Source organism: Lampropedia puyangensis (assembly GCF_004833285.1).
Taxonomy (GTDB): Bacteria; Pseudomonadota; Gammaproteobacteria; order Burkholderiales; family Burkholderiaceae_C; genus Lampropedia; species Lampropedia puyangensis.
In genome coordinates, this window is the sequence record NZ_STFG01000008.1 from 76,712 (window position 1) to 99,444 (window position 22,733).

The window sequence follows — 22,733 nt, forward strand, 5'->3', positions numbered from 1 at the left end:
GTATTAGGCTGTCTGGGTTACTTGGTGCCTGCTCAGTGAAATGGCATTTGGACAAGCACCTACACCGCAGCCGGACACGGAACTTCTGCCTTAGCACTCAATCCAATAGAGTGCTAATATAGCGCTCCCCTGAGTGAAAACCCTGTATTTCAAAGGGGACGGTATGAAAGGAATACGACGATGACTAATGCAACCGCTACAACCGCACTGGCAGCCACTTCAACCAAGTGGGCAACCATTCCTGCGCTGGGCAATTTGGATGCGTACATCTCGGCCGTCAACCGGATGCCCATGCTCACCCCTGAAGAAGAGCAGCGCTACGCCAAACAATTGCGTGAACACAATGACGTGGATGCCGCTGGTCGATTGGTTATGTCACACCTGCGTGTTGTCGTGGCCGTATCACGCCAATACATGGGTTATGGCCTGCCACAGGGTGATTTGATTCAAGAAGGCAACGTAGGCCTGATGAAAGCCGTCAAGCGCTTTGATCCGGAGCAAGGCGTGCGTCTGGTCAGCTATGCACTGCACTGGATCAAAGCCGAGATCCATGAGTACATCCTGAAAAATTGGCGTATGGTCAAAGTGGCCACCACAAAAGCACAGCGCAAGCTGTTCTTTAATTTGCGCTCACTCAAGCAAGAAATCAAAAGCAACCACGCCATGACCGATGGCGAGATTTACCGCGCCACATTGAGTGAGCAGGAAATCGACCAGGTCGCACAACAACTCAATGTCAAACGCGAAGATGTCATTGAGATGGAAACACGGCTCTCTGGCGGGGATGTGATGCTTGATCCCACTCCCAACGACGAGGATAGCAGCTACATCGCCCCCATCGCTTACTTGAGCGACAGCGCACACGAGCCTTCCCAAGTGCTGGAGACACGTGAACGCAATTACCTTGCCACCGATGGCATTCAAATGGCCTTGGAGACGCTAGATGATCGCAGTCGCCGCATTGTGCAAGAACGCTGGCTGAACGTGAATGACGACGGCACAGGTGGCATGACACTGCATGAGCTAGCCGACGAGTATGGTGTGAGTGCTGAGCGCATTCGCCAAATTGAAGTGGCAGCCATGAAGAAGATGAAAAAAGCCATGTCAGCCGAAACCGCCGCGTAATCACACCGAACCACGGGCTGGTCTATACAGCGCTGTAGTAGTCACCACAGCAACTTGCCCTCTTCTTTCAAAAGGCTGCACAATGCGTGTAGCCTTTTTACCTTCACGGGCATTGCTGTTTAGCCTCTCTTTTAATTTGTATGTCCATTTCACACGCCACCACTAACCGCAGACATTTCTTGCAAGCAAGTTCACTCGGCCTGGCCGCATGGGCCGTCGGTACTCCACAGTTTGCGATCGCACAAGAAGGGGCCGCCGCGTGGCCACAACGCCCCGTGCATGTTTTGGTGGGTTTTCCGGGTGGATCGTCACCAGACTTGACCGCTCGCGTCTTGGCGGAACGGCTCAGTCAAACCCTGAACAACCAAGCATTTGTAGTTGACAACCGCGCAGGCGCCAGTGGCAATATTGCAGCTTCTGCCTTGGCCCGTGCAACAGACAACCACACCATTAGCGTGATGATCAACGGCAACCTCACCATTGCCAAATTGCTCAACCCCAAGCTCAACTTTGATCCATTGAAGGACTTTGCCCCGATTGCGCTGATCGGCTCTGCGCCCTATGTATTGGCTGCCAATGCAGAACTGGCCCAAGGTTTATCACCTGCAGAATTTCTGGCAAAAGCCCAAAACGCAGGCTCCGCCTGGAACTATGGCTCGCCAGGCTTGGGCACTGTTGCCCATTTAGGGATGGAGTTGATCAAGAGTCGCGCACAGCTGCAAGCGATCCACGTGCCCTATCAAGGCAACCCACAAGCCATGCAGGCACTCATTGGCGGTGAGATTCAAATGTCGCTACTCCCCTTGGCAATGGCCTTGCCACAGCAAAAGGCTGGCAAGCTGGCCCTGATTGGCATTACCTCGGCCAAACGCAATACATTAACTGGCGACCTAAAACCACTGCAAGAATTGGGTATGCAGGGCCTTGACCTCGAAGTATGGAACGCTGTAGCCGCCCCCGCGAACATGCCGCAGTCCATCCAAGAACAATTGCGCCACGCCATCACCAAAGTGCTGGCTGAACCAGACACGCAGAAAAAATTGCTGGACCAAGGTTGGGTAGTAGCTGGTACCAGCGCTGAGGCCTTACGCCAGCGTATTGCAGCCGATGCACAAGCACTAGGAGCGATCATTCAGGAGCAAAACATTCGTCTGGACAGCTAATGGGTCTGTAGGCATTCGCAAATACCGCCCAGCAAATTAAACGCCTATGCGGCCTGCAACGCATCACTGACCTGCCAGCAGCTGCTGAACATCGGCCAGCACATCGCTGACTGGCGTTCCATAGCGCATATACAAACGCAAGCGACCCTGAGGGTCATACAAAAAGCCTGCTGCCGTGTGGTTCATCGTATAACCGCCACGGTCAGACGGTACTTTCTGGTAAATCACCTTGAAGTCTTTGGCCATTTGTGCCAATTGCTCAGCACTGCCAATCAAGGCGACCGCTTGCTCATCGAAACTGGAGAGGTATGCGCGCATAACATCTGGTGTATCGCGCTCAGGGTCGACGGTCACAAATACCACCTGAAAACGCCCTGCATCGCTATCGAGCTGGCGTTTGACTTCAGCCATCTCCAGCATAGTGGTCGGGCATACATCAGGGCATTGGGCAAAGCCAAAAAACACATACACCGCGTTACCAGCAAAGTCAGCCAAAGAACGAATCTGTCCATTCGCATCAGGCATAGACCAATCCTTGGCATAACTGGCACCAGTGACATCAATGCCATGAAAAGCGGCTGGTCGCGGGGCATCGTCTTGTTGGCATCCCCATAAACCTGCCGCCAGCAAAACAACAAAGCAAAACCTCAACAAAGGAAGCTGAAGACGCACTACAGCACCCCACCAATCACCAGAAAATGGTCCACCAGCAAAGCCCCGAACACTCCAGCCAAGTGCCATAACGACCAGCGAAACGTGCGCCGGGCCAATGCGTCAGAGTAGTTACGCCATAAAGCCCATCCATACAGGCAAAAAACACCACTTAGCGCCACTGCCACCACCAAGTAAAACCAGCTGCTCATGCCATAAACCACTGGTAGCAAACACGTGGCAAACAATACCAAGGTATACAAAAACACCTGTAGCGCGGTAAACGGCTGACCGTGTGTAACTGGCAACATCGGTAAACCAGATTTACGGTAATCCTCTACGCGATAGAGTGCGAGGGCCCAGAAATGGGGAGGAGTCCACAAGAAAATAATCAAAAACAGCAACCATGCATCTGGTGCCAAATCACCACGCATCGCCGCCCACCCCAGAACAGGCGGCATTGCCCCTGAGGCCCCACCGATGACGATATTCTGCGGCGTCAAGGGTTTGAGAATGACGGTGTAAATTACGGCATACCCGACAAACGTGGCAAACGTCAGCCACATGGTCAGCGGATTCACAAACCACCACAACAACCAACAGCCTGCCGAGCACAAAGCCCCTGAAAACAACAAGGCCTGCCAATCCGACAATTCGCCCCTTGCCGTGGGGCGCCACGATGTGCGGTGCATGCGTGCATCAATGGCTTTTTCAACAAGGCAATTAAAAGCAGCCGCAGCCGAAGCCACCAACCAAATCCCTGCACAGGCTACCACCATCAATTGCAATTGCGCCAGACTGGGCACCGCAGGCACAGCCAGCACCATGCCAATCAAGGCGCAAAATACAATCATTTGCACCACACGGGGCTTGGACAGCACCCAAAATTGAGACCATTTTGACCGCTTGGCCACAGGCATGACGGCTTGTGTCATGACACGATATCTCCTCGCTTGTGCTCACGAATTCGGTAAGTGTCGATTTGTTGAGACAAATTCGACTCAGTAAACAAAGGGGTGACCACAACCGGCTCACGCACACGTGTCGTAGTCCAGATCAATGTCATCACAATAACCAATGCGGCAGCCCCACCAGTGTGCATAACAGCCGCAACCAATGGCCAATCGAGCACGATATTCGAAAGTCCCGTCAACAACTGGAGCACCAACAACATGCCCAACCATTTGGCCAATTGACGCAGGCGAACCCCATCCTGCCAAAGGCGAACAACGAGTCCCCCCCCCAGCAGCAGCACCGCCATCGCAAACAATCGATGAACGTAATGGATACCGACAAGAGCAGGGAACTCCAATAAGCTGCCATCGGCCTGTAATCCTAATTCACGCCAAATCGTGAATCCTTGGCGCAATTGCATTTCTGGCCACCAAACGCCGTTGCAATCAGGAAATGTCGAACAAGCTAAAACCGCGTAATTGGTACTGACCCAGCCGCCTAAAGCGATTTGGCACAAGAGCACCACGAACACTAAGCCAACCAGCACCTTAAGCCCGCGCGAAACCGCACGTGCAGGCGTATGGCTGGTAATCTGACGCCATCGCTCTTTTTGCATGCACAACAAGATGAGCAAGACCATGCCACCAAGCAAATGCATGGTCACAATGGCAGGAAAAAGCCTCATCGTGACCGTCCACGCCCCAAATGCGCCCTGCAAACAAACCCATACCAATGTCACTATGGACCAAATCGGGTGCAACGCCAGTTCAGGCCCTGCGCGTGCGCCTGCTTGCGCATGGCTTGTCGCTCTTGTGCGCCTCCAGCGCAACCAACTCAGCACCATGATTACCACAATCAGGGCGCCAACCGACGTTGCCAAATAGCGATGAACCATTTCAATCCAGGCTTTTTGGTGCGTCACTGGACCAGAAGGCATCGCAGCTTGGGCCGCACTGATTTCTTGATGCGCTCCCAAAGGACTGGCTTTGCCGTAGCAACCTGGCCAATCAGGGCAGCCTAAGCCCGAATCAGTCAAGCGCGTGAAGGCACCAAACATCACCAAATCAAAGGTCAAAACCAAGGTCATTAAAACCAAAGCGTGGATGAGCCCGCCTGGCCCTCGCTCACGGTTGCGCTGCCACACCCACACAAAAGGCACTACAGCAATCAGGCCGCCCACAAGCAGCATATGCAGCACCGGACTCCAGTCATACAGCGCCACTTCAGTTTCCATCTCGCATCCTGTGCCTCTTGGCCAACTTCTGTCTCATGATCCGTTGGCGATCACCACCACGAGGATTTCCCGGGGCTAGAAATAGAGAGGTAAAACACACTATCAGCCGCCCCCAACACCCCGCAGACACCCCTACGCCATGGACAAAAAATCAAAACAACCGCGCATTTTGCCTGATTTCACCCTTGAGGCCGGATTTGGTCAACGATTACCGAAGTGCCAGCACACCTCACAGAAAGCGCAAAACCTATGTCAAAGGCCATGCAAAAGCATCGTTGATGCATTGCAGAGTGATGCCCCCTTGCAAAAACTTTATCGGTCCAAGCTGCCCTCGTCCTTCTTGGTCACAAAAATGGCCCACACAGCCATGAACAGTGCTGCAATCACAGGGCCTGCAATGAATCCTGTCAGACCAAACAGAGAAATCCCCCCTAGCGTCGACAGCAACACCAGATAATCGGGCATTTTGGTTTCCTTACCCACCAAAATCGGGCGCAAGATATTGTCTACCAAGCCTATCACGCCCACCCCAATCACAATCATCGCCACGCCCTTGACCATATCGCCGGTGCTGAGCAAATAGATTGCAACAGGCCCCCAAACCAAACTGGCTCCCACAGCAGGCAGCAACGAGAGAATGGCCATGACCACACCCCACAACACCGGCCCCTGGATGCCCATTGCCCAAAACATCAGCCCGCCCAGTGCGCCCTGCACTGCAGCAACCGCAATATTGCCTTTGACAGTGGCCTTCACCACCGCGCTGAACTTGCTCGCCAATTGCCCGGAGTAACGCTTATCCAAGGGGATGGCATGGCGCAACATCGCAATCAGTGAAGCCCCATCACGAAAGAAGAAAAACAGCAAATACAGCATCAAAACAAAGGCCAGACCAAACTGCAATGTGTTCTGCCCAAATGACACTGCCTGCGTAGACAAAAATTTGAGTGCTTGATTCGCAGCTTCCAGCAATTTCGGTTGCATTTCAGCAAAAGAGCCAAAGCCAACACGATCAAGCAAACTCCACACGCGCTCAGGAATCACCCCAATGATTTGCTGGTAGTAGTCACGCAAAGAATTGTCTTCATGGCTCATCCGCGCATAAAACTGCAGCAACTCCTGAATCAGTGAGGTAGCAATGAGTGACAACGGAATAATCACCACAAGCACACAAATCACCACGGTCAAAACGGATGCCAAACTGCGTCGTGCAGGCATTCGAGCCAACAGGCGCTGGTGCACAGGCCAAAACAAAACAGCCAAGATGGCGGCCCAGAAAATCGCCCCATAAAACGGCCGCAGGACCACAAAAAACGCGATCGTTACCCCCACGAGAATGGCCAAAAACGTGCGACTTTGTAAAGAATTCTTATCCATACACCCTCATTGAATCATTGAACCCGACGGTCACCCAACGACATATGCCCCACGGAGAATAAGGCTGCACCTCAAGCCGCACTCGCGCTCCCTGCATTGACACCGAAGCCAACACGAACTGTATATGAGGCACTACCGCTGACTTGTTTTTCATTGCAACAGCCCCGCCCGGCTGTTGTGATTTGCGTGAAACGCACGCAAATACCCTTGCCCTTAGCTACAAATTCAAAAAAACGCCACACAAAACAAATCCGCTGGTGGCACAATGACTGGCTTTCAGGCGCCTTCCAACGCCACTGTCGCATCCGCCAATCGGTCCAGCCGTGTCGCGGGAGGTTACTATTAAACCAACTAATGCACTTTGAAGAAGTGCGGAGGTTTTGCGGATCATGAGTGATTCATCATCCCTGTATAAACAATACCAGGGTAACACCTATCTTTTTGGCAGCAATGCTCCTTACGTTGAAGAAATGTATGAGAGCTACTTGGCCGACCCCAACAGCATTTCTGACAGCTGGCGCGAATATTTCGATGCACTGCAGAACACGCCTGGTGCAGACGGATCCCTGGGGCGCGACATCGCACACCAGCCTGTCATCAATGCATTTGCCGAGCGTGCTCGCCAAGGCCACACACAAGTAGTGGTTGCCAGCGGCGCTGATACCGAACTGGGTCGCAAGCGCACTGCCGTCCAGCAGTTGATTGCCGCTTACCGCAATATCGGTCAGCGCTGGGCAGATCTGGATCCGCTCAAACGCATTCCTCGCCCCAACATTCCTGAGCTTGACCCTGCGTTCTATGGTCTGACCAACGCAGACATGGAAACCGTATTCAACACCAGCAATACGTTTTTCGGCAAAGAGTCGATGCCTCTGCGCGAACTGCTCAACGCACTGCGCGAGACGTACACCACCACCATTGGTGCAGAGTACATGTACATCACCGACCAGACTGAAAAACGCTGGTGGCAAGAAAAACTCGAAAGCGCCAGAACCAACCCACGTCTGAACGCAGAAGAAAAAATCCACGTCTTGGGTCGCTTGACTGCTGCTGAAGGCCTGGAGCGTTTTCTGCACACCAAATACGTGGGTCAAAAACGCTTCTCACTCGAAGGCGGCGAGAGTTTCATCGTTGCGATGGACGCCTTGATCAATGCAGCCGGTGAAAACGGCGTGCAAGAAGTCGTGATCGGTATGGCCCACCGTGGTCGTTTGAACGTATTGGTGAACACTTTGGGCAAAATGCCTAAGGACCTGTTCGCTGAGTTTGAACACACTGCGCCTGAAGATTTGCCCGCTGGTGACGTGAAATACCACCAAGGCTTCAGCTCCGACGTACCAACACCTGGTGGTCCAATGCACTTGACATTGGCCTTCAACCCCTCGCACTTGGAAATTGTGAACCCCGTGGTGGAAGGCTCTGTGCGCTCACGCATGGACCGCCGCAACGACCCGCATGGACAGCAAGTGCTGCCTGTAGTGGTGCATGGTGACGCTGCCATTGCCGGCCAAGGTGTGGTGCAAGAAACACTGGCCATGTCCCAGACCCGCGGTTACACCACTGGTGGCACGGTACATTTCGTGATTAACAACCAGATCGGTTTCACAACCTCTGACCCACGCGATACACGCTCGACTTACTACTGTACTGACGTCGTCAAGATGATTGAAGCGCCAGTGCTGCACGTCAACGCCGATGATCCAGAAGCCGTAGTGCTGGCCACCCAGTTGGCCCTTGAATACCGCATGGCCTTCAGGCGCGATGTGGTGGTCGACATCATTTGCTTCCGCAAATTGGGCCACAACGAGCAAGACACACCAGCGCTGACACAGCCGCTGATGTACAAAAAAATCAGCCAGCATCCAGGCACACGCAAACTGTACGCTGATAAGTTAGTGCAGCAAGGCGTATTGCAGGCCGAAGGTCCAGATGAGATGGCCAAGGCCTATCGCTCCGCGATGGAAGAAGGCAAACACACGGTTGACCCCGTGCTGACCAACTTCAAGCGCCAATACGCTGTGGACTGGTCTCCTTACCTGAACCGCAAGTGGACTGACGAAGCCGACACAGCCATCCCGCTGACCGAGTGGAAGCGCTTGGCTGATCGCCTGACCACATTGCCAGAAGATGTGACACCACACCAGTTGGTCAAAAAGGTTTACTCAGACCGCGCCGCAATGGGCCGTGGCGAGATTCCGGTGGACTGGGGCATGGGTGAATCCATGGCTTTCGCCTCCTTGGTGGCCAGTGGCTACCCCATTCGCCTTTCCGGTGAAGACAGTGGCCGCGGCACATTCAGCCACCGCCACTCAGTCATTCACGATCAAAAGCGCGAGGTCTACAACGAAGGCGTGTACATTCCGCTGCAAAACATTGCGGAGAACCAAGCGCCCTACTACGTGATCGACTCAATCCTGTCTGAAGAAGCAGTGCTGGGTTTTGAATACGGCTACGCCTCCAACGACCCGCACAGCCTGGTGATCTGGGAAGCCCAATTCGGTGACTTCTTGAACGGCGCGCAAGTCGTGGTTGACCAATTCATTGCGTCTGGTGAAGTGAAATGGGGTCGCCTGAACGGCTTAACCATGATGCTCCCACACGGCTATGAAGGCCAAGGTCCAGAGCACAGCTCTGCCCGTATTGAGCGTTTCATGCAGTTGTCAGCTGACACCAACATGCAGGTGGTTCAGCCCACTACGGCCAGCCAGATCTTCCACCTGTTGCGTCGCCAAGTGGTGCGCCCATTGCGCATCCCGCTGGTGATCTTCACACCGAAGTCCCTGCTGCGCAACAAAGACGCCACTTCGCCTATTTCTGAGTTCACCGAAGGCACATTCCGCACGGTCATTGGCGAACAAAACAGCGCCATCGTGGCCAATGCAGCCAAAGTCAAACGCATCATCGCCTGCTCCGGCAAGGTGTACTACGACTTGGTGAAAAAGCGCGAAGAACTGGGCGGTGACGATGTGGCCATCATCCGCGTCGAACAGCTCTACCCCTTCCCGCACAAAGCATTCGCTGCTGAAATCAAGCGCTACCCGAACGCCAAAGATATCGTTTGGTGCCAGGACGAACCACAAAACCAAGGCGCATGGTTCTTCGTGCAACATTACATCCACGAAAACATGCTCGATGGTCAAAAGCTCGGCTACGCAGGTCGCGCAGCCTCTGCATCGCCTGCAGTCGGTTATGCCCACCTGCACCAAGAGCAGCAAAAAGCGCTGGTTGCCGCCGCCTTTGCCAAACTCAAAGGTTTTGTGCTGACCAAATAACCGTCTGATACTAGCAGGCCAGCGGCTAACCCCGATGGCCTTGCCTGTCAAAATCGGTTATTGAGTATCCTATTTCCCAATTTTCCCTTTACAGATCGAGAGACACCCCATGGCCATCTTTGAAGTCAAAGTTCCAGAACTGTCTGAATCCGTTGCCGAAGCAACCTTGCTGCAATGGAAGAAAAAAGCCGGTGAAGCCGTTGCCGCCGACGAAATCCTGATTGAAATTGAAACCGACAAAGTCGTGCTCGAAGTGCCTGCACCATCCGCTGGCGTGCTGGCTGAAATCGTGCAAGCTGACGGTGCTACGGTGGTCTCGGGCCAAGTCATCGCCAAAATCGACAGTGCAGCACAAGCTGCTGCTGCGCCAGCCCCGGCAGCCGTCGCGCCAGCGCCTGCTGCAGCTCCAGTTGCAGCCGCAGCTCCTACATCGAACAGCAAAGCTGGCATCGCCATGCCAGCAGCAGCCAAAATCCTAGCTGAAAAGAACATCAACGCTGCAGACGTAGCGGGCTCAGGCAAAGACGGCCGAGTAACCAAAGGCGATGCACTGGCAGCAACACCTACTGCAGCTAAGCCCGCCGCACCTGTAGTGCAAGCCATTGCCGGCGAGCGCCCAGAGCAACGCGTTCCTATGACACGCCTGCGTGCCCGCGTTGCCGAGCGCCTGCTGCAATCGCAAGCCACCAACGCCATTCTGACCACGTTCAACGAAGTGAACATGGCCCCCGTGATGGCTTTGCGCAAAAAATACCAAGAAAAATTTGAGAAACAACACGGCGTCAAGTTGGGTTTCATGAGCTTCTTCGTCAAGGCTGCCGTGCATGCGCTGAAGCAATACCCTGTGGTCAACGCCTCGGTAGATGGCAACGACATCATCTACCACGGCTACTTCGATATCGGCATCGCTGTGGGCTCACCACGCGGTCTGGTCGTGCCGATCCTGCGTGATGCCGACCAACTGAGCTTTGCCGACATTGAGAAGAAAATTGCTGAATTCGGTGCCAAAGCCAAAGAAGGCAAACTGAGCATTGAAGAAATGTCTGGCGGCACCTTCTCCATCTCCAACGGTGGCGTGTTCGGCTCGATGATGTCCACCCCAATCATCAACCCACCACAATCGGCTATTCTTGGCGTGCACGCCACTAAAGACCGCGCTGTGGTGGAAAACGGTCAAGTCGTGGTTCGCCCAATGAACTATCTGGCCATGTCCTACGACCACCGCATCATCGACGGCCGCGAAGCCGTGCTGGCACTGGTGGCCATGAAGGATGCGCTGGAAGACCCAGCACGTCTGTTGTTTGACCTGTAATCAAACAGTCACTGCATTGGCTTTTTTCCATGCACTTGACTGATTGAGTCCAAGCGCGCCTCACAGCCATCAGGTTGCGGGCGCGCTTTGTTCATGGCTCTTTAGCACAACACGCATGGCCCTTCTTCTGGAGATTTTTTATGAGCAAGAATTTTGACCTCGTCGTTATTGGTGCGGGCCCTGGCGGCTACATCGCCGCCATCCGCGCTGCCCAATTGGGCCTGAGCGTGGCCTGCATTGACGCCTGGAAAACCAAAGACGGTAAACCCGCCCCTGGAGGCACTTGCACCAACGTCGGCTGCATCCCATCCAAAGCCCTGCTGCAATCGTCTGAGCATTTCGAACACGCTAGCCATCACTTTGCCGAACACGGCATTTCCACTGGCAAATTGAGCATTGACATTGCAAAAATGCTCGAGCGCAAAGACCAGGTAGTCAAGCAAAACAACGAAGGCATTTTGTACTTGTTCAAAAAGAATAAAGTCACCTTCTTCAACGGCCTGGCTTCTTTCAGCAAAGCCGTTGAAGGCGGCTTTGAAGTGGACGTTGCTGGCGATAAGCCTGAAACCTTGGTGGGCAAGCAAGTCATCATCGCCACTGGCTCCAATGCCCGTCCATTGCCTAACCTGCCGTTTGACGAGCAAGTAGTGCTCTCCAACGATGGAGCTTTGGATATCGCCAACGCACCGAAAAAATTGGCCATCATTGGCTCTGGCGTAATCGGCTTGGAGCTCGGCTCTGTCTGGCGCCGTCTGGGTGCTGACGTCACCATTCTCGAAGGCATGGACAAATTCCTGCCAGCAGCTGACGAAGCGGTTGCCAAAGAAGCGAAGAAAGCCTTCGACAAGCAAGGCTTAAAAATTGAATTGGGTGCCAAAGTAGGCGAAGTGAAAACCGCCAAAACCAGCGTAACCATCAACTACACCAACGCCAAAGGTGAGGAACAGGTACTCAAGGCAGACAAGCTGATCGTCTCGATTGGCCGTACCGCAAACACCAATGGCCTCAAGCCAGAAGCCGTGGGCGTTCAATTGGATGAACGTGGTGGCGTAGTGGTCGATGCCGATTGCCGCACCAACGTGCCAGGCATCTGGGCAGTGGGCGATGTGGTGCGCGGCCCAATGCTGGCACACAAAGCCGAAGAAGAAGGCGTTGCAGTAGCAGAGCGCATCGTTGGCCAACATGGCCATGTGGACTTGGCACTCGTGCCTTACGTGATCTACACCAGCCCAGAAATTTCTTGGGTGGGTCGCACTGAGCAGCAACTCAAAGCCGAAGGCGTGCAATACAAGGCTGGTAGCTTCCCATTCTTGGCCAACGGCCGCGCGCGCGCGCTGGGCGATACCACTGGTTTGGTCAAAGTGATCGCGGATGCCACCACAGACGAAATTTTGGGTGTACATATCGTTGGCCCACAAGCGAGCGAATTGATTGCAGAAGCGGCTGTTGCCATGGCATTCAAAGCCAGTAGCGAAGATATCGCACGCATCTGCCATGCACACCCCACTTTGTCTGAAGTGACCAAAGAAGCGGCATTGGCTGTCGACAAGCGCGCCTTGAACTTCTAATCAGCGTCTTTGCAAACTGCAGCGCCAACTGGTGCAGGCAAACATGCCCACACGTGAGCCATAAGGTAGTCGCCTTATGGCTTTTTTCATGATTTGCGGCCACGCATGCACCATGCGTGCCAACCGGCTATGCACAGACAGGCCTACAATTCATTATCAATGAGCCCATTTCCTATGTTGGAGCTCTTGCATGCTGTGTTTGACCACACCAAGAAATTGAAGCCATGAACATTTTGATGATCGACAACTACGACAGTTTCACCTACAACATCGTCCAATATTTTGGCGAACTGGGTGCAACAGTAGCCGTACATCGCAACGATGAAATCAGCATTGAAGAAGTCGAAGCCTTGGCCCCTGACCGGCTGGTCATCTCACCCGGCCCATCATCCCCTGCACAAGCAGGAATTTCTGTGGCGGCTATTCGCCATTTTGCTGGCAAAGTGCCCATCTTGGGTGTGTGCCTTGGGCACCAAAGCATTGGCGCAGCGTTTGGTGGCAACATCATTCGTGCGCAAGAGTTGATGCATGGCAAAACCAGTGTCATCACTACCACGCAACAAGGTGTATTTGCCAACCTTCCAAAGCAGTTCACCGTCAATCGCTACCACTCACTCTCTATTGAACGCAGCAGTCTGCCCGAAGAGTTGGAAGTCACAGCCTGGACAGAAGATGGCGAGATCATGGGGGTGCGCCACAAAACACTGGCCATAGAGGGTGTGCAATTCCATCCAGAATCCATCCTGACTGAACATGGCCACGCCATGCTGCGCAACTTTATGGAGCAAGCGCACTAACGCGGAGAGCGTGCTGACGTAACCTACCGCTTGCCATAAGCGTGCTGCACAAATATTGCGCAAATTCTGTTTTACGCTATAATCTTGCGCTTTTCCGCATGTAGCTGTCGCTATGCCAAATGAGATCGTTGGTATGTGTTGCTACAAGGGATACCGCCACCCTGAATCTGGCGAGGTGAGGCAAACGCATGAATCGATTGGCTTTGCCGCATATAAAAGGAAACTACCATGGCTCGCGTATGTGATGTCACGGGCAAGCGCCCGCAAGTGGGGAACAACGTCTCCCACGCTAACAACAAAACAAAACGCCGCTTTCTGCCTAACCTGCAGTACAAGCGCTTTTGGGTTGAAAGCGAAAACCGTTGGGTGCGTCTGCGCGTCTCTAGCGCTGCTCTGCGCTTGATCGACAAAAACGGCATCGAATCCGTGCTGGCTGACCTGCGCGCTCGTGGCCAGGCCTAATTGACTGAAGGAGAAATACCATGGCATCCAAAGGCGGTCGCGACAAAATCAAGCTGGAATCTACAGCTGGTACCGGTCACTTCTACACCACATCCAAAAACAAAAAGACAACTCCAGACAAGCTGTCTTTCATGAAATTTGACCCTAAAGCACGTAAACACGTGGAATACAAAGAAGTCAAACTCAAGTAATCCATGTTGCAGAGGCAATGAGACTTTCATTGCACTGAAACGAACAAAAAAAGCCAGCACAACGCTGGCTTTTTTGTTGCCGACTCCCCGCCATTTAGGCCCCAAAACCCCACTGCAAACATGCTGCGCAACAGTGCGAGAAAACCCTAGCCTTCGTGCCGATATGTTGCGCCCGTTCTGCAAATTACTCTTACAATCGCACCTCTTCTTTGGGGAGTAGCCAGCACCTTCTGACATACAGCGCGCCAAACCGCCCGCAATCAGATGGAGCGTCATCGTCAACATACTCGGTCTCATAGACTGTGGCGATGGCAGCCTTGATCGGCCAGGCGAGACCAGTGAGCCCACCGCAGGCGCGATCGGCTGCAGTGGGCTCGCTGTTTTGACCGATCATGACTACAAATCGCCCCATGAATCCCCTCTCTCTTTTAATGCTCGGTTTGGCTATGTCGACCGATGCCTTTGCTGCGGCCATTGCAAAAGGCGCCGGCCTCAACCGCCCAGGGCTTACTCAGGCCTTGAAGATTGGCGCCATCTTCGGCATCGTAGAAGCCATTACACCCGTTATCGGATGGCTTCTGGGGTCGCTGGCCGCAGAACAAATCGACAGCTACGACCATTGGATCGCCTTTGCCTTACTCGTAGGTTTGGGCATCCATGCCATTCATGGCGCCCTTACACACAACGACACAGCCACCGAAGATGTGGCGAAGGAACGCTCTTTATGGTCAACCGCGTTGACCGGTCTGGCCACCAGCATTGATGCCATGGCAGTGGGCGTAGGCTTGGCGTTTGTGGACGTCAATATTCTCGTTGCAGCACTAGTCATTGGTGCATGCACCTTTGTCATGGTCACGATTGGCATCATGGCTGGCAAAGCGCTTGGCAATGTGTTTGGCAGGCGCGCCGAGATCGCCGGAGGCATTGTGCTCATCGCAGTGGGCGCCATCATTTTGTACGAGCACACGCTGGGCGCTGCCGTTTAAATATCTTTGTCAACTCAAGCACCTCCAGCGTAGCTCTCTAGGCCAATGCGCACAACCACGGCCACCTCTTGACCAACCGCCTCGCGGAATTCCCACTCTGCCTGCGCAACAGAGCGCTTAAACGCCTGAAGCCACAACAGGCCATCCTGGGTAAATACCACCCGGATGGCACGCCGATCCAAGGGATCTGGCTCTCGTTGCACCAGTCCCCACGCTTCACATTGCCCCACCAAATCAGCCATGGCCTGCTTGCTCATGCCCGCCCGATGTGCCAAGGTCACAAGGCGATCGCCACGCAATGACAAGTGCCTGGTGATGTGAATATGCGCCGCCGTGACTTTGTTGCGTGCAGCCAAATTCGACAACGCCAATGGGACATCAACGTCATGCGCCATCAAGTGCAGCACACGCTCATCAAAACAACGCATGGCATGGCCAAGCAGTCGCCCGAGATGAGTTTGACGCCAAATATCGTCAGCAGGGGTTGCGCCACTTACTGCAGCAGGTTCCTCCCAAGGAACCGGAATCAGATGTTCTTGCATGGTCGCTATCTTAAAAAAGAAAATAGAAACCCGCCATATAGTCAACCAAACTGACTATAAAAATATATTTTTAAAAAATATAAGGCATTACACTTCTCTCCATCGCAGTGCAAATAGCCCAGCACCCATTGCTGGCCAATACCTCAAAAACCATTGACCCGATGGCCACCTCATCGCCCATCACAAGGAGTAAGACCATGAATGCAACCGTCGCCAACAGCGAAAAAGCCAAAGCCTTGCAAGCAGCATTGGCACAAATTGAAAAACAATTTGGCAAAGGCACCATCATGCGCTTGGGTGAAGACGAAGTCGCTCAGGACATTCAAGTGGTCTCGACAGGTTCTCTGGGGCTGGATGTGGCCTTGGGTGTCGGCGGCCTGCCCCGTGGACGCGTGGTTGAAATCTATGGCCCAGAATCTTCAGGCAAAACAACACTGACATTGCAAGTGATTGCTGAAATGCAAAAATTGGGTGGCACATGCGCATTCGTTGATGCGGAGCATGCCCTCGATGTGCAATATGCCGGCAAACTCGGCGTAGATGTCAAAGAGCTGCTGATCTCCCAACCCGACACGGGCGAACAAGCACTCGAAGTGGTGGACAGCCTGGTTCGTTCAGGCGCAGTTGATTTGGTGGTCATTGACTCAGTGGCGGCATTAACCCCCAAGGCTGAAATTGAAGGCGACATGGGTGACTCTTTGCCAGGCCTTCAAGCACGTTTGATGAGCCAGGCTTTGCGCAAATTGACTGCCACGATCAAGAAAACCAACTGCATGGTCATCTTCATCAACCAAATCCGTATGAAGATTGGTGTGATGTTTGGCAGCCCTGAAACCACCACAGGCGGCAATGCGCTGAAGTTCTATGCATCGGTGCGACTGGACATCCGTCGCACAGGCTCTATCAAAAAAGGCGACGAAGTCATCGGCAACGAAACCAAAGTCAAGGTTGTCAAAAACAAAGTCTCGCCTCCTTTCAAGACAGCGCAGTTCGACATCATGTTCGGCAGCGGTATCTCGCGCGAGGGAGAAATCATCGACATGGGTGTCGCAGGGCGCATCGTGGAAAAGGCTGGTGCCTGGTACTCCTACGGTGGTGAAAAAATTGGACAAGGCCGTGATAACGCCAAGGAATTTCTCAAGGAGAATCCAGAGTTGGCGCGCGAAATTGAGAACAAGGTTCGTGAAAATCTAGGCGTCGTCGCCACAGCGATCACCGAACTGCCTGACGGCGTCGACGAAGACGGCGTTTTGTTGGATGAGTAATGGTGCGCACGCCTAAAACATGGGCCCCAGGTGGGCCCATTCCCCTGTCAGATTTCCTCAATGACCATCAACCTGAGGAAAGTCCGACTCTGCAAGCATCAATCTCAGAAAATACCGCGCTACCACCCAAAGCAAACACCCCTAATCCCCGCAAAGAGCCCTCACTGGCAGCACGTGCGCTGCGCACGCTCTCACGCAGGGAATACACAAGAGTGGAGCTTCAGCGCAAGCTTCGCGTGTGGGCCGAGTCCCCTGAAGCACTGGAGCAAGTGCTAGATGCCATGCAATCCAAAGGTTTTCTCAGTGATGCGCGTGCTGCGGAATCCATGGCCAGGCAAAAATCAGCCCGACTCGGCACCGCTCGTATTCAACAAGCGCTTATAGCAAAAGGCGTCAGCAAAGAACTGGTTGACGCAACAATTGCCCCCTTACAAGAGAGTGAATGGCAGCGCGCTCAGGACCTGTGGGAATCAAAGTTCGGGCACCTCACCGATGAACCGCTGGAGTGGCAAGAAAAGCAAAAAAGACAGGCCAAACAAATCCGCTTCATGACCAGTCGAGGCTTCTCCTTAGAAATCATTCGGAAGCTTATGAAAAATAAGGCGCAAGAATAGTCCACCTGGCGCTACAGAGGCCTATACAGTTCTTTGTAAACATGTGAGAATTCGAGCCGTTCTCGTTCATGTTCTTTCACAATCATCGTTTATCGAATCAAGCCTGCGCATTCAAGCCAAACCGCCGGGTAGATAGACAGATTATTCTGCCCCCCAAGCCAATCAAAGTGCGTGGTCTACGACTTTGCATGCGATCTTCACTGCTCACCCAAGCTGACTGCCACATTCGCCCGCGCTAGCACCTGCACGCGGCTTCCATGACAATCTACTGATTCCGTTCAATCCTATGCCGTGGAAAGCGACCATTACCAGTGCCCTGCGATCATTGCTGCAACGCTCCAGCAACACAGCCAAACCTGTGGCCTTCATTGACCATGATGGCAGCGTCGTTCCCCCACAGGGCCAAGACAGCACGCTGACCAATGACCGCTGGCAAACCTGTAAAGCCCAAGTTCGCAGTTTATTGGCTGAAGCCATGGTGCGCGCCGGAGCCATGACCAACCAATACAAGGTATGGATCAACCCGGTGAACAACCAAGTTGATACCGTCTCGGTCATGATTCGCTTAGACCCTTCACTGTCCTTGAATGAAGAGCCCCAGATTCAAGTCGAAGAATTCTTGATCGAGCACGCCAAAGAAAAGCACCAAATCGATATTTGCGACATCCATTGGCTCAGTGATACACGCACGATGCGCCAAAGCAAAAAGAAACGCTCTGTAGACTATCGCCTGGATATTCCTCTGCCATCCAGACCGCATACCGAAAAATAGAGGGGCAAGGCGCAGGAATTGCGCCAAGAGATACGATTACGGCACCGCAGCAAGGTGCCGTGCCAAACGCGCATCAAGGCACGTTTTGTTGTTCGCTTTGAGCCGCTTTTTTCGCAAACTCTTCTCGCAAAGCACGTAACTTTGCCCGAGGATCTTCTCGCGCCGTTTCTGCAGCCAGATTCATTTCACCAATAAAACGGCTGGGCTTGCCTGCAACCCAATCACGGCCTTTTTTACGCCTGCGGGCCCAACTCACTGCGAGCGTGCGCTGCGCCCGTGTAATGCCCACATACATCAAACGGCGCTCTTCCTCAACACGGCTGGAATCCACTGGCGTCTCTTCACCCTGCTGGAATGGCAATATGCCCTCGTTCACGCCAGCCAGCACCACATGCGGCCACTCCAACCCTTTGGAGGCATGTAAGGTCGACAGCGTCACTACGTTCTGGTCTTTCTCCCGCTCGGTCAAGGTGGACAGCAATGCAATGGTTTGTGCCACTTCAAGCAGGCTTTTGGCCTCAGTGGCGATTCCCCCCGCCCCTTCCGAAGGGTCTACATCGCCACCCGCACGCTGGGCCATCCAGTCGCAAAACTCCAGCACGTTGCCCCAACGCGAGGACGCAATCGTGGGCGAATCAGAGTTATCGAGAAGGTAATTCTCGAAGTTAATTTCTTCCAACCAATCCGTCAGAAACTGACGCGCTGCTTCGCGACCAATCGCGTGGCTGGCCCGGTACTGCAAATCGTTAAGCAAACGGCCAAACTCATTAAGGCCGCCCAAAGCCCTGGCATTCAGACGCGTGGGCAACATGGGGCTGAACAGCGCTGCAAACAGGCTGGTTTTCATCTGCCCAGAAAAATCGCCCAGCTGTGCCAGGGTTTGGTGACCAATTCCTCTGCGCGGTGCAGCCACAGCACGCAAGAATGCCGGGTCATCGTCTTCATTGCTCCACAAACGAAACCAGGCACACAAATCCTTGATTTCAGAGCGATCAAAAAAACTGGTTCCACCCGAGACTTTGTACGGAATTTGCGCCTTGCGCAGCGCTTTTTCCAACGGTTTGGCTTGGTGGTTAGCACGGTAGAGAATGGCAAAGTCACGCCACTCTGGCATCGGATTGCCTGCACGCAAAGACATCAACCGTGCCACAACCCGCTCAGCTTCGTGGTCCTCAGAATCGCAATCCAAGATACGCACTGGCTCGCCCTCCCCCAACTCGGAATACAGCGTTTTGGGAAACAGTTTGGGATTGGGGCCAATCACATTGTTGGCTGCACGCAAAATCGCGCTGGTGGAACGGTAATTCTGTTCAAGCTTGATAATGCGCAACTGCGGAAAATCGACCGGCAGCTTCTTCAGATTGTCCAAAGTGGCGCCGCGCCATCCATAGATGGACTGGTCATCGTCCCCCACTGCAGTGAAATGGCCACGCTCGCCCACCAGCAGTTTGAGCAATTCATACTGCGTGGCATTGGTGTCTTGGTACTCGTCCACCAGCACATGTCCCAAGCGGGTTTGCCACTTCTCACGGACCTCATCATGGTGGCGCAACAACTGCAACGGCAGACCTACCAAATCGTCAAAATCCACACTTTGGTAAGCCGTCAACCGCTCTTCGTAGCGCGCCATCACCAAAGCTGCAACCTTCTCCACATCCCCTTGGGCGACTTTCAATGCATCGTCTGCGCTCAAGCCTTCATTCTTCCAACGGCTGATCGTCCACTGCCATTGCCGTGCCAATGCACTATCGGTGGTGCCGCCACATTCTTTGATGATGGATAGCACATCGTCGCTGTCCAAGATACTGAATTTTTCTTTCAGCCCAAGCACCTGGCCATCTTCACGCACCATGCGCACTCCCAACGAGTGGAAAGTACAAATAATGACTTCCTTGACGGCCTTGCCCCCAATCAGGCTTTTGGCACGCTCACGCATTTCAGCAGCAGCCTTGTTGGTAAACGTAATGGCTGCGATACGCCCTGGCTGCAGGCCTTTTTCAATCAAATGGGCGATCTTCTGGGTGATCACCCGCGTCTTGCCCGACCCTGCACCTGCCAACACCAACGAAGGGCCGCTGATATGGTGAACGGCTTGTGTTTGCGCAAGATTGAGACCAACTGACATACGGGCAACGCCTTGAAAGAGAGACTAGGGAGCAAGGGCCGCCATGATAGCGACATCCTCCTGCCTATGAAGGATGGCACGGTAGTTTCTGGGCACAGGAGCGGCACCAGCCAAACGATTCACCCAAGAACCAACAGACAAGCGCGCCAGCAGCGCGTTTACTTCAACCACCCCTTGCTGCGGAAATACATCATCGGGATCAAGGCGCTGGCTACCATCATGGCAATTGCAAAAGGGTAGCCGTATTTCCAGCTCAACTCAGGCATGAACTGGAAGTTCATCCCATAGACGCTGGCAATCAAAGTGGGAGGCAGCAACGCCACACTGGCCACCGAGAACAACTTGATGATCTTGCTCTGGTTGATGTTGATGAAACCGACCGTGGCATCCATCAAGAAGTTGATCTTGTCGAACAAGAATGCGGTGTGGCTGTCAAGGGACTCAATGTCACGCAAAATTTGCCGGGCATCTTCAAACTGTTCAGCACTCAAGATTTTGCTGCGCATCAAGAAGCTGACAGCGCGACGCGTATCCATCATGTTGCGGCGGATTTTGCCGTTCAAATCCTCATAGCGGGCAATGCTACCCAAAACTTCGCTGGCCTGCTCATCACTGAGAACGCCAGACAAAATCCCTTGGCTCGCTGAATCAAGCTCGTCATAAATCCATTCCAGCGAGTCAGCCGAATACTCTGCATCTGTATCAAACAGATTGAGCAGCACTTCTTTGCAATCTTCAATCAAGCCAGGAATGCGCCGCGCACGCAAACGGAACAGACGAAACACAGGCACATCGTCTTCACGAATCGAGAACAACACGTTGTGGCTGCGCAAATTGGGGTTCTGCAAATTCATGATGAAAGCCACGCGCACATAGCGCGGTTTTTCATCATCAATCAAAAAGTCGCTGCGAATGTGCAGCTCGCCATTGTCTTCCTCGTAAAAACGCGCAGACTCCTCAATGTCATCATCCACCGCATCGTCTGGAATCAATAAGGAAAAATGCTGCTTGACCCAGAATTTTTCTTCTTCTGTGGGCGACTCCATATCAACCCAGACAGGCTGAACCTGGGCCAGATCGTGCAACGTTTCGATGTCTTTTTGTACAAGGCGGCCGTTGACCAGAATGAACACGTTCAGCATGCGACATGCTCCCTTCAATTGTGCGCAAGGTGATAAAAGCGGGGAATGGGGGTGCTTTCAGCCCTCAGCCACACCGCTCTTTCAGGGAGCTCGCCAAGGCCTGAAAGCTACCAACTCGGAATGGCTTCCACTGGGTAGGACTTTCAATAAAAATTAGAACACAGCACCAAGCTGCTGCTCACTATCGCTGCAACAACCACAACGCCACAGCAATAGGGGCGGATTATCGCACTGGATTGCTCAAGCTGCGGGCAACATCCCTATGCATCAGTGGCAAGGAAACAAAAGCTGTCTTTTATTCCTCAATCACAGCGCTATCACCTGCCATTAAGAACACAACCACCCAATACATGCCGACTGATTAAAACCGTTGCGAAATACTTACACAGGAGAGGCCAACAACACCATCACACGCTGCAAATCTGCCCAAGCCTGTCGCTTGGCATGCGTAGCACGCAGCAAATAAGCAGGGCTATAGGTCACTACGGTAGGCACACCATGCACAGAATGGACCTCTTGTCGCAAGGCACCCAGAGGCTGCGTTTGATTCAAGCAATGTTGGGCTGCGTCCCGCCCCATGGCCAGCACCACCCGAAAAGCGCCAGAAATCAACATCGCTTGCGGTGTCAAAGGCGGTGTTGCATTAGACGCTACGTCTTCCGTTGCGGCCTGTTTTTGTGCCCAGCTCACCCATACGGAGCTGCTCTGCGAGAGCCCCATGGCCCGTACCATGTTTTCCAACAACTGCCGCGCAGCAGGCTCGGTATCGCCCAGCACCAGCAAATCATCAACCAGCAGCAATACACCTGGTGTATCAGTCTTTTCTGCTTGCGCATTCCAACGCGCAGGCGCAGTCCACACCATGGAGGTTGCCGCTGACCGTGCCTGGCCCAACACCACCTCAGGCACGGCATTGCGAAGTTTGGCCTCGCGTGCTGGCTGGGTGTGCTCTTGCGCTGGCTGTGCCACTGGTGGCTGCGCCTTTGACGCAGCGCTTTCTGCAAGCGGTTGTGTAGGCGCCACCGCCGGGTGTATCGCTTGCACGCGCAGATTCTGTTCTGCCAACATCTGTTGTGGTGCAACAAAGCCCTTTTCTGCGATGACTGGAGGCGCTTTAGCCCACCACAACTCCACCCCCATGGCTTTAAGCATGGCAAGGCGTCTGGAATCCATTGACTGCG

The 22,733-nt window shown here is 53.6% G+C and carries 21 protein-coding genes; 12 read left to right on the forward strand and 9 right to left on the reverse strand.

Going from position 1 to position 22,733, the window contains the following annotated elements; all coding sequences use genetic code 11:
* Nucleotides 1-180: 180 nt before the first annotated feature.
* Both rpoH and E9531_RS09075 read left to right on the forward strand, forming a co-directional pair.
* Nucleotides 181-1,125 (forward strand): RNA polymerase sigma factor RpoH, encoded by a 945-nt coding sequence (gene rpoH / locus E9531_RS09070; RefSeq protein ID WP_136573438.1) that lies wholly within the window; start codon nt 181-183, stop codon nt 1,123-1,125.
* A gap of 140 nt (nt 1,126-1,265) precedes the next feature.
* Nucleotides 1,266-2,288: a Bug family tripartite tricarboxylate transporter substrate binding protein gene (locus E9531_RS09075; RefSeq protein ID WP_136573439.1), complete on the forward strand. Its 1,023-nt coding sequence runs from the start codon at nt 1,266-1,268 to the stop codon at nt 2,286-2,288.
* 63 nt (nt 2,289-2,351) lie between these two features.
* On the opposite strand, the gene E9531_RS09080 is transcribed toward E9531_RS09075, so the two are convergent.
* The 4 genes from E9531_RS09080 to E9531_RS09095 form a co-directional block, all read right to left on the reverse strand.
* Nucleotides 2,352-3,029 carry an SCO family protein gene (locus E9531_RS09080; RefSeq protein ID WP_136573440.1) on the reverse strand — a complete coding sequence of 226 codons (678 nt, stop codon included), beginning with the start codon at nt 3,027-3,029 and terminating at the stop codon, nt 2,352-2,354.
* Complete coding sequence (cyoE, locus tag E9531_RS09085; RefSeq protein WP_136573441.1) at nt 2,960-3,874, reverse strand: heme o synthase; 915 nt, start codon at nt 3,872-3,874, stop codon at nt 2,960-2,962. The genes E9531_RS09080 and cyoE overlap by 70 nt, the downstream gene beginning before the upstream one ends.
* Nucleotides 3,871-5,127 (reverse strand): COX15/CtaA family protein, encoded by a 1,257-nt coding sequence (locus tag E9531_RS09090; protein ID WP_136573442.1) that lies wholly within the window; start codon nt 5,125-5,127, stop codon nt 3,871-3,873. Before E9531_RS09090 ends, cyoE begins: the two co-directional genes overlap by 4 nt.
* A 312-nt stretch (nt 5,128-5,439) precedes the next feature.
* Nucleotides 5,440-6,504 (reverse strand): AI-2E family transporter, encoded by a 1,065-nt coding sequence (locus tag E9531_RS09095; protein ID WP_136573443.1) that lies wholly within the window; start codon nt 6,502-6,504, stop codon nt 5,440-5,442.
* 389 nt (nt 6,505-6,893) lie between these two features.
* On the opposite strand from E9531_RS09095, the gene E9531_RS09100 reads away from it, so the two are divergent.
* From E9531_RS09100 to rpmG, 6 genes are all read left to right on the forward strand, one after another.
* Nucleotides 6,894-9,776, forward strand: a complete 2,883-nt coding sequence (locus E9531_RS09100; protein ID WP_136573444.1) for a 2-oxoglutarate dehydrogenase E1 component — start codon at nt 6,894-6,896, stop codon at nt 9,774-9,776.
* Nucleotides 9,777-9,885: 109 nt separating this feature from the next.
* Nucleotides 9,886-11,088 carry a 2-oxoglutarate dehydrogenase complex dihydrolipoyllysine-residue succinyltransferase gene (gene odhB / locus E9531_RS09105; protein WP_136573445.1) on the forward strand — a complete coding sequence of 401 codons (1,203 nt, stop codon included), beginning with the start codon at nt 9,886-9,888 and terminating at the stop codon, nt 11,086-11,088.
* A 140-nt stretch (nt 11,089-11,228) separates the two neighbouring features.
* Nucleotides 11,229-12,656, forward strand: a complete 1,428-nt coding sequence (gene lpdA, locus E9531_RS09110) for a dihydrolipoyl dehydrogenase (protein WP_136573446.1) — start codon at nt 11,229-11,231, stop codon at nt 12,654-12,656.
* Nucleotides 12,657-12,880: 224 nt separating this feature from the next.
* Nucleotides 12,881-13,453, forward strand: coding sequence for an anthranilate synthase component II (locus E9531_RS09115; RefSeq protein WP_136573447.1), 573 nt, complete (start codon nt 12,881-12,883; stop codon nt 13,451-13,453).
* 228 nt (nt 13,454-13,681) lie between these two features.
* Entirely contained in the window at nt 13,682-13,915 is a 234-nt protein-coding gene (gene rpmB / locus E9531_RS09120; RefSeq protein WP_136405433.1) for a 50S ribosomal protein L28, read from the forward strand.
* 20 nt (nt 13,916-13,935) lie between these two features.
* Nucleotides 13,936-14,106 (forward strand): 50S ribosomal protein L33, encoded by a 171-nt coding sequence (rpmG, locus tag E9531_RS09125; protein ID WP_136405434.1) that lies wholly within the window; start codon nt 13,936-13,938, stop codon nt 14,104-14,106.
* A 190-nt stretch (nt 14,107-14,296) separates the two neighbouring features.
* Here the strand turns inward: rpmG and E9531_RS09130 are convergent, their stop codons facing one another.
* Nucleotides 14,297-14,518 carry a hypothetical protein gene (locus tag E9531_RS09130; RefSeq protein WP_136573448.1) on the reverse strand — a complete coding sequence of 74 codons (222 nt, stop codon included), beginning with the start codon at nt 14,516-14,518 and terminating at the stop codon, nt 14,297-14,299.
* Here E9531_RS09130 and E9531_RS09135 point away from each other — a divergent pair.
* A complete protein-coding gene (locus tag E9531_RS09135) occupies nt 14,517-15,092 on the forward strand; it encodes a manganese efflux pump MntP (RefSeq protein WP_136573449.1) in 576 nt (191 codons plus the stop codon). The genes E9531_RS09130 and E9531_RS09135 overlap by 2 nt on opposite strands.
* A 14-nt stretch (nt 15,093-15,106) precedes the next feature.
* On the opposite strand, the gene E9531_RS09140 is transcribed toward E9531_RS09135, so the two are convergent.
* Complete coding sequence (locus E9531_RS09140) at nt 15,107-15,634, reverse strand: MarR family winged helix-turn-helix transcriptional regulator (RefSeq protein ID WP_136573450.1); 528 nt, start codon at nt 15,632-15,634, stop codon at nt 15,107-15,109.
* A gap of 197 nt (nt 15,635-15,831) precedes the next feature.
* Here E9531_RS09140 and recA point away from each other — a divergent pair, with 197 nt between their 5' ends.
* The 3 genes from recA (at nt 15,832) to E9531_RS09155 (ending at nt 18,285) form a co-directional block, all read left to right on the forward strand.
* Complete coding sequence (gene recA, locus E9531_RS09145; protein ID WP_136573451.1) at nt 15,832-16,899, forward strand: recombinase RecA; 1,068 nt, start codon at nt 15,832-15,834, stop codon at nt 16,897-16,899.
* Nucleotides 16,899-17,513, forward strand: coding sequence for a recombination regulator RecX (recX, locus tag E9531_RS09150; RefSeq protein WP_136573452.1), 615 nt, complete (start codon nt 16,899-16,901; stop codon nt 17,511-17,513). Before recA ends, recX begins: the two co-directional genes overlap by 1 nt.
* A gap of 286 nt (nt 17,514-17,799) precedes the next feature.
* On the forward strand, nt 17,800-18,285 hold the full coding sequence (locus tag E9531_RS09155; RefSeq protein ID WP_136573453.1) for a hypothetical protein: 486 nt from the start codon (nt 17,800-17,802) through the stop codon (nt 18,283-18,285).
* A gap of 73 nt (nt 18,286-18,358) precedes the next feature.
* Here E9531_RS09155 and E9531_RS09160 read toward each other — a convergent pair whose 3' ends face one another.
* The 3 genes from E9531_RS09160 to E9531_RS09170 form a co-directional block, all read right to left on the reverse strand.
* Nucleotides 18,359-20,410, reverse strand: coding sequence for a UvrD-helicase domain-containing protein (locus E9531_RS09160; RefSeq protein ID WP_136573454.1), 2,052 nt, complete (start codon nt 20,408-20,410; stop codon nt 18,359-18,361).
* 158 nt (nt 20,411-20,568) lie between these two features.
* Nucleotides 20,569-21,552, reverse strand: a complete 984-nt coding sequence (corA, locus tag E9531_RS09165; RefSeq protein WP_136573455.1) for a magnesium/cobalt transporter CorA — start codon at nt 21,550-21,552, stop codon at nt 20,569-20,571.
* 381 nt (nt 21,553-21,933) lie between these two features.
* The gene (locus E9531_RS09170; protein ID WP_158291749.1) at nt 21,934-22,725 is read right to left on the reverse strand and encodes a uracil-DNA glycosylase family protein; all 792 of its coding nucleotides are present in this window, start codon (nt 22,723-22,725) and stop codon (nt 21,934-21,936) included.
* Nucleotides 22,726-22,733: the final 8 nt, after the last annotated feature.